Here is a 14766-nt window from a genome sequence, read left to right as displayed (position 1 = left end):
TTATCATGAAAAAGTGGAATGATTGTGGAGAAGGGGCTGGGCTATGCTGATTTGTAAGTTTATCAAGCCAGCTGATTGCAGCTGGCTTGAAGGGCTTATTGTTAGGTTTTTTTCGGTTGAGGTTTAATGCGTTTTATATCTGCTTCAACAGACTCCATTTTAGCAACTCTCAGTGCGCCATCCGGAGCAATATCATAATGCCAAATGAGCGGTTCCTGCTTTATTTTTGTAACTTGGTGTGGTGCAGTTAACGGCAATTTCCAGATGATGTCTGTTTTTGACCAAGTAGATTGCCAATAAAGCGTATCATTAATCAACCGTGGGTTTTTAATCATGTGTACGGCATCGCTGGGTAGCTCTGATACAAGTTGTTTTTGCGCGTTGAAGTTGGCAAGCGACTGTGATTGATATAGTTTGTTGCCTTGTAGCACTATCCAGAGCTGTTGCTTGGTATCAAAAATTAAAAAATCAGAAGCAAACTTGGTTTTTCTCAGCAGATCTCCATCCAAGTTAAAGGTGTGTACAAACTCTGTATCGCTGGACCAAATATTTTGCGCATCAAGCCAGCCAAATTGAAGGGGAGCGCTGGTGTGCTGACTGTCAAAGCTGACTATGACATCTTCTCGGTTATAAAGTACTAATTCATTGTCTCTATTTGAAAGGATCTTACTAAATAGCGGATCCCAAGCTAAAAAGTTAACGTACTTGTATCCCTTATGGAAAGACAGTTGCTTCACTTGGTTGTTGGCGTGCAAGTAAATCTCACATTGGCCTGTTCGACGGGACATAAATACGGTTTCACCCAATGGATTTGTGACAGGGAGAAAGTCGTGACTTGAGCTAGAAAAAATGGGCAGGTTATCTTGATCTCGAATATTCACTTGCCAGGTTTCCGCAGCTGTGAATATGTCTCCATTTTTATCAATAGACAAATTTGTAAACATCCCTTGCGAAGTGGCAAAAACAGGGTACGTTTGACCGTTTCTCAATTTCGCAACTAAGTTGTGGTGAGCGCTACCATCGTTACTGATAATACTTTGTTTAGCTGGGTCAAAGTTAAACAACCACAGAGGGTATGGCCAAGTCATATGAATATTGCCATCTAAGCTGACCAACCGAGAATGATGGTCGGCATCTACAATGACATAGTAAACTTGCTCTTCCCAAGCGCGGATTGCGCCAATATAACTCTCCTCAGGTTTTTGGGGTAATGGGATTTTGACTAACTGTTGTTGTTCGATGCGATATAAATAAGCACTGCTTCCTGTTTTGTCACTAATGGTTAAGATCAATTCGTTATCAGATTGCCAAACAGGTGGGCGTATCAAGTGACATGGGATGGGCGAACTACTATGTAAACTGCGCGCTTGTTCATCACTGATATGCAAGATGCACATATCATTTTGGTACTGCCAAAATGCCAGTTTTGTTTTATCTGGATGCCAAGTTGGGTGCGCAATGCGGGTATCAAAAGTTTGAGAATATTGGTTTTGACCTGCTTTGGTCGTGATTTTTAAAGTATTAAATTGCTCAATATACGCAAGCAGATCTAGCTGCATATGCGCGGCGACATTAAATTCGACACCCAGCTCATAGGTAATATCTTCACGTTCATATTGAGTAGGTTCTATTTTATCCGGTGCAGAAGACAAAAATGCAATAGTGCTAAAGCAGGCCCCGGCACACAGGGTCAGCGCCCAGTTGCGCTTTTTCGCCATCAGTACCTGCAGAGATTTATATAGTTTTACTTTTGAGCTAGGTATCTGACTTGTGGTGATCAAGTTTTGGGTGGTGGCCAGAGGTGTCTGTTCCTGTGTCTCTATCGGTGACACAGAAGGTAGAAACAAGTAGCCTTTTTTAGGCACAGTTTTAATGTATTTTGGGTTCTTGGCATTGTCTTGTAATTCTTTTCTGAGCTTAGTGAGCAATTGATAAAGACTATTGGCTTCTACAATGGTATCTGGCCACAGTAGTTTGTTCAGGGTTTCCTTGGTAATAACTTGACCTTGTTGGGTGATCAATAGAGTCAAAAGGCGGGCAACTTGTGGCTCTAATTTAGTCACCGACTGAGCTTGTATATCATGCAGTTCATCTTTGTCATTAAAAAATTGCCAATGGGTAAATTGAAAGCGGGTAGTTGTTTGTGTAATAGCATGTATTGGGCTGTTATCAACAGCAGTGTTTTCACGATCCATCTTTCAACCTTGTTGTCATATTCGGCTCAACCCAAAGGTAACCATGTTCAGGTTAAAGTCAATCTTGTTCAGCCATTTAAAACTATTTTTCAGAAAACCATAAGCTTTTAAACGCGAAATATTTGCTTATATAACAGCCTTCTATACAAAAGGGGAAATTGCATGAGGGCGTTTAACTTTGGTTTAGGGGCTTTGCTCATTGGTTCAAATATTTCTGTAAGCAATGCAAGTTCAATGATTATAGATGGCAAACTTGATGAGCCTGTATGGCAATCAGCGCAGCAAATTGAAACTTTTTTTCAGGTGGTGCCAGCAACTCACGAGGCATCTCAGAATAAAGTCAGAGCAAAAATTACTGTGGATCAAGCCGGTATTTATATTGGTATTATCAACTTTCAGGATCAGCAAAGTCGCAAAAAACAGTTCAACTTACAAGATGGTTTTATGCAGGCTGAGTTTAACCGCATCTATCTTGATTTTTCTGGTGATGGTAGCAGTGCATATCTATTTGCAACTACGCTTGGCGGCGGCAGGCAGGATGCTGTGGTGACCGCACAGCGCACCACAGATCATGACTGGGATGGTGACTGGGAAAGTGCCTACTATGAATATGAAACTCACTGGAGTAACGAAGTGTTTATTCCTTGGCACAGTGTCTCTTTTTCTCCCAATAGAGAGCACTCCGGTTTGGCGTCAATAGGTGTTGGGATCCAACTCTATGAATTAAAGTCCAACCAGATTTATGCAAATCAAAAACAGACGCTCAGTAACAGTGACTTTTTTCTAAACATGCCCAAATTCAAGGTGCACATACCTGCAAAAACACAATTGAGTTTTGTTCCCTACGTGACGCATCAACATCACTTTACTGAGCGTCAAAATAAACAGCGCGAGTCAGATGCCGGGTTCGATTTATTTTATAAACCGTCCCACAACCAAACCCTATCTGTGGCAGTTAACCCTGATTTTGCACAAGTAGACAGTGATGATGTGGATGTGAATTACTCCGCGGTAGAGACTTTAAGAACGGATAAAAGGCCTTTTTTCACTCAAGATATTAGCGTATTTAATGTCGATGTTTTGCAAGACACGAAGTTGATCCATACCAGAAGAATAGGTGCAGGCAGTGATGATGGTACAGAACTGATCACGCCAATTGATGGCGCAGTCCGGTTTGTTCATCAAGGTACCCACAATCAGTGGGGGGCTTTTGCAGTAAGAGAAAATAGCTTAGATAACGCAGTGGGCAAGCACTTTTATGCAGGTAGGTATAGTTATCGCACTGCAAATTGGCGTACTGGTATTTTAGCGACACATGTAGAGCGGCCTTGGCTCAACAGGCAGGCACAAAGCATGGCATGGGATAGTCAATATCAAAGCCAACGGTGGTCGGTTCAAAGTGCATTGTTGCTCAGTCAAATCGATGAACAAGAGCGACAAACAGGACATGGCGGCTCTCTCAATATTGGCTACCAGTTTTCGCCAAACACCAGTATATCCGGGCAATATTTACGATTAAATCAGCAGTTTAATAACCGAGATATGGGTTACATGAAACGCAATGATTGGCAGTATGCTAGGTTGCACTTGAGTCATGCAAAAAATATTGGCAATGATTGGCTAACTCGAGTTAAGCACACTCTGGAAGTGTCTTATGAAGCCAATGCGAATGGTTTAAAATTGCCTGCCAAACAAGGGTATAGTACAGAGTTCATGATGGCGAATGGGGCGCAATGGACTGTGCATCTTGACTATCTTGATACTGGTTGGCAAGACAATATTGGCGCGCAAAGTGAGGCTTTTATGCAACCTGATGCGGTTGAAGGTCGAGTTTTGTATCAAAGTCCTTACATTGGAGATTTTAGTTGGGCAGCGAGTATTGAATACGACCAAGAGGGATTATCTGGGCACGCACAGCAGTATGCGCTTGATATGACGTGGATGCCCCATGAAAACTGGAATATAAAATTTAATAATTTTTTGCGCCGTGGTGACGGATGGTTAGTCGCAAATGAGCGCAATCAAATTACACAATACGATCGTACATATTTTGTTAACTCTATAGAGGTGAGCGCTTTACTGGCAAATAACTTGGAATTATCAACGAACCTGCAGTGGTCTGTATTAGAAGCGAAGAGCAAAGATGTCTTTGTGATACAAGAAGGCATGCTGCATGAGCGTGATCAGGTTGATACTAGTTTTGAGGATAAACGATTGATGTCTCAATTTAAATTGCGTTACCGATTAGGGGCCTATTCTGATCTTTACTTGGTATATCGCCGCGGTGGACGTGATATAACATCATTAGAACGAGCGCAAATTGGTCAGCAACCTTGGCTTGAGGGGGTTAAACAAAACTGGACCAAGCCCAATGAAGACAGTGTAATATTTAAAGTGCGTTATCTATTCTAAATAGCATCTGAACAGCGTGAAGAAATCTCAATTCACAATGCTGGGCACAGGTTGCATACTGAGATTTTTGGGCAAGGAAAGAGTGATGAAGGCAATAGTAGGCAGTACACTGTTGATGCTGATTTTGGCTGGTTGCCAAAGTACAGAGCAAGCGAATTTACCTTTATATCAAGCGCAAGATTGGGTCGCTGATGGCGTGTTTACTAATGGAGTTGAGGGGCCAGCTGTCGATAAACAAGGGGTGCTTTATGCCGTTAACTTTGGCGAGCAAGGCACCATTGGACAAGTTGTTGCGCGAAACCAAGCGTCCTTGTACATCAATCTGCCTAAAGGCAGTATCGGCAATGGGATCCGTTTTGACCGTCGTGGCAATATGTATGTTGCGGATTACAAGCAGCATAATATTCTACAAATAACGCCAGACAAACAAGTCTCTGTGTTTGCCCACGAGCCAGAGATGAATCAGCCTAATGACATCGCAATCGCAGACGATGGCACCTTGTATGCGAGCGATCCCAATTGGCAAAATGGTAATGGCCAAGTGTGGCGCATTCGCACTAATGGTCAAGTCGAGCGGTTAAAAGCGAATATGGGGACCACAAATGGCATAGAAGTGAGCCCTGACAACTCTGTGCTCTATGTCAATGAAAGTGTGCAAAGACGCATCTGGGCATTTCCAATAGTACAAAATGGGCAATTGGGTGAGGCTAAGCTGTTTTATCAATTCGATGACCATGGTCTGGACGGTATGCGCACAGATGAGCGCGGAAATCTTTATATCGCGCGTTATGGAGCAGGTGAAGTGGTGATCTTATCACCCAAAGGCGAAATGATTAACACCGTAAAACTTAAAGGCCAGTTTCCGACTAATATCGCATTTGGGGGAGAGTCAGGACGTCAGGTCTTTGTCACAATGCAAAAACGAGGCGCGATAGAGACGTTTTATAGTGAGTATGCGGGTAGAGCGATTAACACATTATAACTTTACGCGCCTGATACGTTTTGCAACACTTTTTTGTTCCTACATTGGTGATGTGCTTGTTAGTATTTGATAAAAAGAACAAGTAGCTCACATATGATTCAGATAGAAAATTTAACCAAAGTTTTTGTTCATAATCCCATTTTTGAAAACTATCAGGCTCAATTTGAAGCTCAAAAAGTTTGTCTAGAAGCACCCAATGGGTTGGGGAAAAGCACGCTATTTACATTGATTGCAGGCATCGACCGCGCTTATAAAGGGACTATTCTCTATGATGGTAGCCTCTTAAAGTCGCCTCAAACTAAGGTTGCATTGGCAACTGATGCTATTGCATATCCTGCGTTTTTAACCGCGAGACAGTTGTTGTCTATGACACAAAATAGTTGGCAATGCACTTTTCCTGAAGCGCTAATTGAGTTGCTGCAATTTACGCCATTCCTAGATACATCCTATGCTTCGCTTTCTTCTGGTAATCAAAAAAAGCTGCAGTTGATCAATGCGCTGATGCGCGAAACGCCTTATATGATTTTAGATGAACCCAGTGCGGCACTCGATCATCAAAGCCTTGAAAAACTATTAACCTATTTACACAATTATCAAGGGCAGCTGTTGATCAGCTGCCACGAACCAGCGCCATTTTGGGATATTGGCTTTGTGTCTCAACCTTTGTTTGCTAGTTAAGGAGGGGGCTTGATTCACTATTATCGATATCGTTTAACTGCATTTCGGATTGAACTCAAAGCACTTCGCCAGCAGTTGGCAGAGTTTTCACTCTTGCTTGGCACACTGTTTTTCATATATGTGCCGAGTTTGGCAATGGGGGGGTTTTTTGCGTTGGGGAAAATTGTTCAATACGAAACGGACTCAGAGGTGATACGGGTCACTTTTGGCTTTTTGTTGCTACAGAGTTTACTACTGCAAACTGTAAAAAGCGCAGTATTGGATACAACACACCGAAACTATCATAGTTCGATATTAACCTCACGATTTCATAAGTTGATTGCTGATCAAGGGCTGCTGTTAATTTGTCATGTGCTATTTTTAGCTGCACTTGCTATGGCTCTGGCGATGGGCTGGCAAAATGTGATGCAAGTCCCCCATTTATTATTTTTTATGGCGGCACAACTTGGTCTTGCAATGACGCTCTTGTATCGGCCAATAGCTTTGCTTGCTGTGCTAGTTAGCGCATTTGCAATGGCCTTGTTGATCGAGCAGATCACCGTATATTACGCTGGATTGTTTGCAGTGCTGTTGCTTTCTTTGTTTCTACCGAGCAGTTATCAAGGAATTAAACTTAGGCACATATCAACCTACACATATTGGTTGCAGTGGGTTATTGAGCAGCCATGGGTCCTGATCTGGCGACTAGGGATGACAATACTTACTTATTGGTGCACGTGGGTAATCGTTACCGAGCGTCCTGACCTAAAAAGTTACTATGTAGTTATGGCACAACTATTTACGGTACTTTGGTGGGGGACGTTATTAATTGATACTAACAAACAGGTGCGTCAGTTCCATCGGTTTTGGTCTAGCATATCGAAATTAGAAGGCGTGCACCGCAGCCAATGTGTTGTTGTGCTTAGTGTTACGCTCACAGTTTGGATCAGTGGTATCGGCATCTTTGGTTTGGGGCTTTTCGAGGTACTGACGGTTTTGGTCACGCCTGTTTTGATGTGGGTCATTCTGCATTCGGCTCGATACCTTGCATTAGTTTGGGCCGTTTCTGTGGTCGCCATTATGCTGGCGAAAGTACTGGTGAGTTAAATATAAAAAAGGCCGGTGATACCGGCCTTTTGTTAGACTGTAATTTAATAGTTAGGCTGCGTCGGCGTTTTTATCCATTATGCGCGCTTTTCCTGCCAGTAACTCGGCTGGGTCGAAATCATCGACATTAATCACAGCCAATCGCTGAGCCTCAACAGCGGCGAGGCTGTCTGCTTCTTGCTGCGTTAATATGCCACTTTCCAATCCCATTTGGGCGACTTTGTCTAGCTGCATAAATGGCAGCTTTTGTCCTTTGGCACGACATACTTTGTCGAAAATAGGCTCTACAGCCAAGATGTCTTTTAGTGTTTGTTCCTGCTTGCCAATTAGATTTAGAGGCTCATCAGTGGTGTAGATGTAATTGGCAAGGCGATCACGCGTCTCATTTGGTGTTTGCAATAGTTTCGCGATGTCATGTTCCATTTCGTCGGTAGGCTTGCGCACTGGACGGCCGAATGGAAATAAAACTAGCTTGAGAGCACCGCGTAATGCCATTGACGGCATATTGTTGATAAGATCAGCTAAGGCACGTTGACAGAGGTATAAGTGTTCCTGACACGCCCATTTAACCAGAGGCAGATCTTCTTTTTTACGACCTTCATCGTTGTATCGTTTCAGTGTGGCAGATACGAGGTATAAGTAACTCAACAAATCTCCAAGTCGCGCAGAAATACGCTCTTTGCGCTTCAGAGATCCACCAAATACAGCCATACAGATATCTGACATCAATGCTAACGATGCACTGTATCGAGCGGCGATTCGATAGTAATCAGCGGTTTCGTCGTTAAATGGTACGCTTGTAAAACGCCCACCAGTTAATGCTAACCACTTGGTGCGCACTAAATTAGAGATAGTGAAACCAATATGGCCCATTAAGGCCTGGTCAAAACTGTCTAGTGCTTCTTGCTTATCTTTGATATTACAGGCGTTTAGTTCAGCAAGTACAAACGGATGGCAACGAATCGCACCTTGACCATAGATGATCATGTTACGCGTAAGGATGTTGGCCCCTTCTACGGTGATCGCGATAGGCGCACCCTGATAGCCTCTGCCAAGGTAGTTATTTGGCCCTAAACAAATGCCCTTACCACCATGAATGTCCATAGCGTGAATCGTGGAAGCACGCATTTGCTCTGTCAAATGGTATTTAAGAATGGCCGAAATTACAGACGGTTTTTCCCCTGAGTCAACTGCCCCTGTCGACATGCTTAGTGCTGCGTCACTACTATAGGCATAGCCACCAAGCTTCGATAGTGCCTCTTCGATACCTTCCATTTTTCCGATTGGTAGCTTAAATTGGCGACGAATACGGCTGTATGCACCGCTGGCGAGCGCCAGTGTTTTGATGCCACCAGTGGAGTTGGAAGGTAGGGTAATAACACGGCCAACGGATAAACATTCGACCAGCATACGCCAACCTTGTCCTGCCATTTTAGGGCCACCAATTATAAAGTCGAGTGGCACAAATACGTCTTTACCGCGTGTCGGTCCATTTTGGAAAGGCACGTTTAATGGAAAGTGGCGACGACCAATTTCAACGCCAGGCATAGAGGTTGGAATAAGTGCACAGGTGATACCTATGTCTTCTTTATCACCAAGCAAGCCATCTGGGTCTTGCATTTTAAAAGCGAGGCCAAGTACGGTTGATACTGGCGCAAGTGTAATGTAACGCTTGTTCCACGTTAAGCGGATCCCCAGTGTCTCTTTGCCTTCCCACTCACCTTTACATACCACCCCAAAGTCAGGAATAGATGAGGCGTCTGAGCCAGCTTCGGGTGATGTTAATGCAAAGCATGGGATCTCGTCGCCAGCTGCTAAACGTGGCAAGTAGTGGTCTTTTTGCTCTTGCGTTCCATAGTGTTGCAATAGTTCGCCTGGACCGAGTGAATTAGGCACGCCCACAATCGAAGAAAGTAATAATGATTTACTGGTTAACTTTTGTAACACACAGGATTGTGCGTAAGCTGAAAACTCGAGGCCGCCATATTGCTTTTTGATAATCATGGCAAAGAACTTATTGTCCTTTAAATACTGCCATACTTCTTGCGGTAAATCGGTTAATTCGTGCGTAGCTTCCCAGTCATCTAGCATGGCACATACTTCCTCAACTGGACCGTTTAAGAAAGCTTGCTCCTCTGCGGTGAGTCTTGGTTTTGCAAATTGATGTAATTTATTCCAATTCGGGTTGCCGCAAAATAAATCCGCTTCCCACCAAGTTGTCCCCGCGTCGATTGCTGATTTTTCAGTTTCTGACATCGTGGGCGTTACTTTTTTAAACGCCTTGAACAGTGGTGCAACTATATATTGTTGACGGATATTGGTGACTGAAAATGGAATTGCAATGGCCAAGAAGATAAGCCAAGACAAAGCCCCAAAAGCGTCGGCAAAAGTGCCAACGAGTAACGTTGTCGCTGCAACACCTAGGCAGGTATTCCAGCTGGCGCGATGATAACAGGCCGCGCTGACCAGTGCTATCAAAGCGATAGTGAATAAAAGTGTCATGTTGTTCTTCCTTATTAGAGGTCTGACCACATGATTAGGCTAGCTTGTCTGACCAGCTATTTCAAGCAAAAAAGCCTTCCATTTAACATTTTAGAAGCCAAATTTTGACCATACCAGTGCAATGTTGGACTTAAAAATTGTTCAATTGCCAATTTTGTAAACTTATCTATATTACAAAAAAGACCTAAGGAGGGGTTGCTTATGCAATTGGGGAATATATGTATCATTGTCATTACGTTTACTTCGATGTTATTGAGTGTCGAAGCTTTTGAGTACGCCGTTTTTATTAACTGTCTCAGTAGTGTAGTTTGCGCGTGTTACGCCTATGGTGGCGCGCAATATACGGCATTTTTTTTGGCGTGGTGTAATGTTCAGGCTTTTGTGTTTAGCCCTTTGGTAAATGTTGCAGAACAGCCAAGTGTTAAATTGTTAGTGTTGTTTTTACTTTGTTTGATGTTTGTCGCGCTAGGCATAGGAGCAAAGCGAAACTAGGGTCTGTGCGACAGGTGGGTTACAATATAGCTCCGTGCGATGTTTAGGAATAATTTTAATGAAGATCTTGGCTGATCAAAATATGCCTTTGGTGGAAGAGTTTTTCTCAAGCTTTGGTGAAGTAGTGCGCTTTGATGGGCGCAATATTACTGCTGAGCAGGTGCAAGAAGCAGATGTTTTGTTAACTCGTTCAATTACGCAAGTTGACCAGCAGTTGCTAAACAAAGCGGACAAGCTTAAGTTTGTTGGTACGGCTACGATAGGCGTTGATCACATCGATCAGACATACCTAGCTGAGCGTGAAATTGCGTTTTCGAGTGCACCAGGGTGCAATGCTGTCGCAGTTGCTGAATACGTGATAAGCGCTTTATATGCATATAGCCAAGATCGAGATGTTGAGTTACGCGGCAAAAAGCTGGCGATTGTCGGAATGGGTAATATTGGAAACTGTTTGCGAGAAAAATTAGCACACAGTGGTATAGAGTTAATTTTGTGCGACCCTATTCGAGCAGAACAGGGAACCCTGCCGGAGCATGTTAATATTGATTCCGCGCTTGAATCAGCGGATTTTGTTACATTTCATGTGCCACTAATAAAAACGGGCGCACATCAAACCAAACATTTACTAAACGTTGACAGAATTAAAAAGCTTAAACCCGGCATGCTAGTTATTAATGCGAGTCGCGGAGATGTTATTGATAATCAGGCTCTGTTAAATGCAAAGACGTCAGGTCAAGCACTGGAATTGATACTCGATGTATGGGAAAACGAGCCAAATATTCTGACCGAACTCATACCGCATTGCTTGTATACGTCAGTTCATATTGCTGGGCATACCCTAGAAGGCAAAGCGCGGGGTACGCAAATGCTCTATCAGGCATTGTGTAGAACACTGGGGGTTGAGGCGACTAAACAGCTGGAAGCATTTTTACCAATACCAGCTCTAAGTCAATGCCATCTCAATAGTACATTTTGCCAAAGAGATTATGGTCGTATTGTCCATATGATCTATGATATTCGCCGTGATAATGGTTTAATGCGAGCCAATTTAGAAAGTCAGGGGTTTGACGTGTTACGCAAACAATACCCTCCGAGAAGAGAGTTTTCAACATTGAAGGTATCGACGCCGTTGGCACATACACAGAGGTTGCAGCAGCTCGGCTTTCAAGTAGAAATGAATGAGGAATAAATATGTCGCAGAAATTTAACGTGGCGGTACTGGGTGCAACTGGCCTAGTAGGTAAGCAAATCATTGAAACGTTGGCAGAAAGAAAGTTTCCGGTCGACAAGCTTTATCCCCTTGCTAGCAGCCGCAGTGCAGGTGAAGAAATCGATTTTATGGGCGAAAAAGTCACTGTTTTAGATGTGGAAGAATTTGACTTTGCGCAAGCACATATCGGTTTGTTCTCCGCAGGTGGGAGCGTTTCCGAAAAATATGCGCCGATAGCAGCCGAAGCAGGCTGTGTTGTGATAGACAATACATCGCATTTTAGATATGACTATGACGTGCCACTTGTTGTACCTGAAGTAAATGCAGCTAGCCTTGCAGATTTCAGAAATCGCAATATTATCGCTAATCCAAATTGTTCAACAATTCAAATGCTGGTGGCATTAAAGCCGATTTATGATGCCTATGGCATTGACCGTATAAATGTTTCAACATACCAAGCCGTTTCAGGTGCGGGAAAAGAAGCGGTCGATGAACTAGCAAAACAAACAGCAAACCTAATGAATGCAAGACCAATGGAAAACGAAGTTTTTCCGAAGCAAATTGCATTCAACGTGATCCCACAAATTGATGCATTTCAGGAAAATGGTTACACCAAAGAAGAAATGAAAATGGTTTGGGAGACTCAAAAAATATTGGGTGATAGCAGTGTGATGGTCAATCCAACCGCTGTGCGTGTTCCTGTGTTTTTTGGTCATGCTGAAGCGATCCACTTAGAAACGCGTATGCCATACGATTTAGAGCATATTAAGCAATTACTTACTGATGCTCCAGGTATTGAGTTGATTGAAGGCGAAGAAGATTACCCAACGCCTGTGAGTGATGCGAGCGGTAATGATACCGTTTATGTGGGACGATTACGCGCGGATATCTCACATCCAATGGGGTTAAATTTGTGGGTTGTATCTGACAACACGCGTAAAGGCGCAGCAACAAACAGTGTTCAAATAGCAGAAGAACTAGTTGCAAACTATCTTTAGTAATACTTTGAGGCAAAATGCGATGGCAGCATTTTGCCTCACTACTTACACAAATCCTTCTTTTACCACCTCCCTGATTTATAAAACAATTTCATTCTAATTATAAAGTATTAGTGCAATGTTAAGAATCAATACACAGACAATGGATATTCCCTTATAACTGGTTTATAGTTTGCAATTGGAATAGAGCTTGCAAAAAGCAAAGATGAGCAAATTTATTATTCACTTACTGGTTGAGTAAGTGGTCACCTTAAACAAAGGAACAGCATGCGCGGTTTAGCCTTATTTTGTATCCTAGCATTGGCTTTCATTACATCTCCTGCATACACTCAAGATGGCACAGTGTTGAAGGGTCCCAAAGGTGTTGATTATGGGCTAGAGGGACGTTCAGTTGGTCCTATCAGACCTTCAGATACTTTGTGGCGCCTAGCGCAAAAAATTAGACCTGATGACTCTGTCACTATTTATCAGGTGATGAAAGCCCTCTATGATAAAAATCCAAGCGCATTTTTAGACCAAAACCTCAACCATATGCGAGATGGGGCGTATCTCCGTATCCCAACTCTTGCAGAAATTAGGCGAGTTAACCCCGGCATAGCAAAGCAAAAATCAGATCAAGATGATGCGTTATGGGAACGTAAGAAAAATGGCACATTGAGCCAGTCTGATATAAATGACGCCCAAAAGCGGGTGACTCAGGCGCGTAAAGTAGATGTAGAGCAGGCCCAAAAAGCGCTAACTAATCAGTTAAGAAACCTGCGAATGGAGCAGGACTCCAAGTTATTGGATTTGCAGAACCAATTTAAGTCTTCAGTCAAAAATGTAGAAGACATACTGGAAGAGAATAACCAACTTAGAAAGCAGCTCAGTGACATTTCAGATGAATTGCAAAATGTCCGTGATCAACTTGGCAAAGACAGCGAAATTCAGCAGCAGCTGAAAGTTGTAATCGATATGCAAAGCGAAATGATTGCACAGCAAGAAGCGGACAAAATGGCTGAGCAAGAGTCGAGCTTAAGTAAAACTTTATCTAACCCCATCGTAATTGCCTTGCTTGCAACAATTCCCGCGCTGTTAGTTATAGGCGGGTTGGTGTTCTTTATGCGCAAGCGTAAACAGGCAGCAGAGTCGAGTGCTGAAGACGATGAATTCTTACCTCAAGCGCCAGTTGCTGCCGCCGCAGCGACTGGCGCTGCTGCAGCCGCTGCGGCAGATCCGCTTGATCTTGACATGCCAGTCACAGATGACGTTGCACCGCTAGACGAAAGTATTCAGCTTGATGATGATATTTTGCCTGAAGACGATGATATCGTTTTTGATTCATTGGATGACGACGATGATGGGTTTGAGACGGGAAGCAGCACGCTCGATCAGGACGAGTTGGACAGCTTGTTAAATGACGACATTGTGTTTGATGACGAGTCGTCTACGGAGGAATCGTCAGACGATATAGATGATTTCTTACAACAGAGCTTTGATTCAACAGATGATGCTCTGGGTGATGAAGTCACATTAGACGTAGAAGAAACCGCGTCAGACGGTGATGATATTCTTAGCGCCGATGATATAGATGACCTATTCAATGAAGTTGGCGATGAGCAAGATGACACTTTGGATGTAAGTGACGATGCACTTGCTGCGCTAAGTGAAGAGCTCGCTGAAGAGCCTGAGCCAGAGTCTACGGGTGATGATGAGCTGGATTTAGACGACATTGATAGTTTAATTGAAGAGACTGAAGTAGAAACTCCGGCTACTGAAGAAGCCGTTGATAGTGATAGCATCTTAAGTGCTGACGATATTGACGACCTACTCGATGGTGCGCTAGATGAAGATGATTTAGGCATCGAAGAAGATGGTTTGGAATTAGATGATGTTGATGGTCTACTTGAAGATGCGCAGCAACAAGTTAGTGAAGAGCAACAAGATATCGATGATTTATTATCTCAGGCAGAGCAAGAGAATGATCTTGCAGGTGAAGAAGATATTGATGCGTTGTTAGCTCAAGCAAGTACTGACACAGAGTTTGCTGAGCCAGAAGGTGAAGATGACCTTGGTGATGTTGATGACCTTTTAGCAGACATTGGCGAAGAAACACCCAGCTTAGAAGCTGACACAGAGTTTGCTGAGCCAGAAGCTGAAGATGACCTAGGTGATGTTGATGACCTTTTAGCAGACATCGGTGAAGAAGCACCCAGCTTAGAGGCTGACCCT

General features: G+C 43.3%; 9 protein-coding genes. 7 read left to right on the top strand and 2 right to left on the bottom strand.

What is annotated here, in order from left to right; translation table 11 throughout:
* Positions 1-101: 101 nt before the first annotated feature.
* A complete protein-coding gene (locus MHN81_RS27005) occupies positions 102-2195 on the bottom strand; it encodes a winged helix-turn-helix domain-containing protein (protein ID WP_239427273.1) in 2094 nt (697 codons plus the stop codon).
* 162 nt (positions 2196-2357) lie between these two features.
* On the opposite strand from MHN81_RS27005, the gene MHN81_RS27000 reads away from it, so the two are divergent.
* The 4 genes from MHN81_RS27000 to MHN81_RS26985 all read left to right on the top strand — a co-directional run bounded on the left by MHN81_RS27000 (position 2358) and on the right by MHN81_RS26985 (position 7353).
* Positions 2358-4607 (top strand): DUF5916 domain-containing protein, encoded by a 2250-nt coding sequence (locus tag MHN81_RS27000; protein ID WP_239427272.1) that lies wholly within the window; start codon positions 2358-2360, stop codon positions 4605-4607.
* 85 nt (positions 4608-4692) lie between these two features.
* Positions 4693-5589 (top strand): SMP-30/gluconolactonase/LRE family protein, encoded by an 897-nt coding sequence (locus MHN81_RS26995; protein ID WP_239427271.1) that lies wholly within the window; start codon positions 4693-4695, stop codon positions 5587-5589.
* Positions 5590-5682: 93 nt separating this feature from the next.
* Positions 5683-6267, top strand: a complete 585-nt coding sequence (locus tag MHN81_RS26990; protein ID WP_023401187.1) for an ABC transporter ATP-binding protein — start codon at positions 5683-5685, stop codon at positions 6265-6267.
* A 9-nt stretch (positions 6268-6276) separates the two neighbouring features.
* Positions 6277-7353 (top strand): DUF6136 family protein, encoded by a 1077-nt coding sequence (locus MHN81_RS26985; protein WP_239427270.1) that lies wholly within the window; start codon positions 6277-6279, stop codon positions 7351-7353.
* A gap of 51 nt (positions 7354-7404) precedes the next feature.
* Here MHN81_RS26985 and fadE read toward each other — a convergent pair whose 3' ends face one another.
* Positions 7405-9855, bottom strand: a complete 2451-nt coding sequence (gene fadE / locus MHN81_RS26980) for an acyl-CoA dehydrogenase FadE (protein ID WP_023401185.1) — start codon at positions 9853-9855, stop codon at positions 7405-7407.
* Positions 9856-10405: 550 nt separating this feature from the next.
* Here fadE and MHN81_RS26975 point away from each other — a divergent pair.
* The 3 genes from MHN81_RS26975 to MHN81_RS26965 all read left to right on the top strand — a co-directional run.
* Positions 10406-11536 carry a 4-phosphoerythronate dehydrogenase gene (locus MHN81_RS26975; RefSeq protein ID WP_023401183.1) on the top strand — a complete coding sequence of 377 codons (1131 nt, stop codon included), beginning with the start codon at positions 10406-10408 and terminating at the stop codon, positions 11534-11536.
* A 2-nt stretch (positions 11537-11538) separates the two neighbouring features.
* Entirely contained in the window at positions 11539-12555 is a 1017-nt protein-coding gene (locus tag MHN81_RS26970) for an aspartate-semialdehyde dehydrogenase (protein WP_023401182.1), read from the top strand.
* Positions 12556-12822: 267 nt separating this feature from the next.
* Positions 12823-14766, top strand: a 1944-nt coding sequence (locus tag MHN81_RS26965) for a FimV/HubP family polar landmark protein (protein WP_275447110.1), incomplete at its 3' end; no start/stop codon positions are given.

The sequence above is a fragment of the Pseudoalteromonas sp. Of7M-16 genome (assembly GCF_022347805.1).
Classification (GTDB): domain Bacteria; phylum Pseudomonadota; class Gammaproteobacteria; order Enterobacterales; family Alteromonadaceae; genus Pseudoalteromonas; species Pseudoalteromonas luteoviolacea_F.
This window is presented reverse-complemented; position numbering and strand designations above follow the sequence as displayed.

What these genes read in the sequence shown, in the direction of transcription:
- MHN81_RS26975 (WP_023401183.1), top strand. Translation starts at nt 10,406, where the DNA reads ATGAAGATCTTGGCTGATCAAAATATGCCTTTGGTGGAAGAGTTTTTC.
- MHN81_RS26970 (WP_023401182.1), top strand. Translation starts at nt 11,539, where the DNA reads ATGTCGCAGAAATTTAACGTGGCGGTACTGGGTGCAACTGGCCTAGTA.
- MHN81_RS26990 (WP_023401187.1), top strand. Translation starts at nt 5,683, where the DNA reads ATGATTCAGATAGAAAATTTAACCAAAGTTTTTGTTCATAATCCCATT.
- MHN81_RS27005 (WP_239427273.1), bottom strand. Translation starts at nt 2,195, where the DNA reads ATGGATCGTGAAAACACTGCTGTTGATAACAGCCCAATACATGCTATT.
- MHN81_RS27000 (WP_239427272.1), top strand. Translation starts at nt 2,358, where the DNA reads ATGAGGGCGTTTAACTTTGGTTTAGGGGCTTTGCTCATTGGTTCAAAT.
- MHN81_RS26995 (WP_239427271.1), top strand. Translation starts at nt 4,693, where the DNA reads ATGAAGGCAATAGTAGGCAGTACACTGTTGATGCTGATTTTGGCTGGT.
- fadE (WP_023401185.1), bottom strand. Translation starts at nt 9,855, where the DNA reads ATGACACTTTTATTCACTATCGCTTTGATAGCACTGGTCAGCGCGGCC.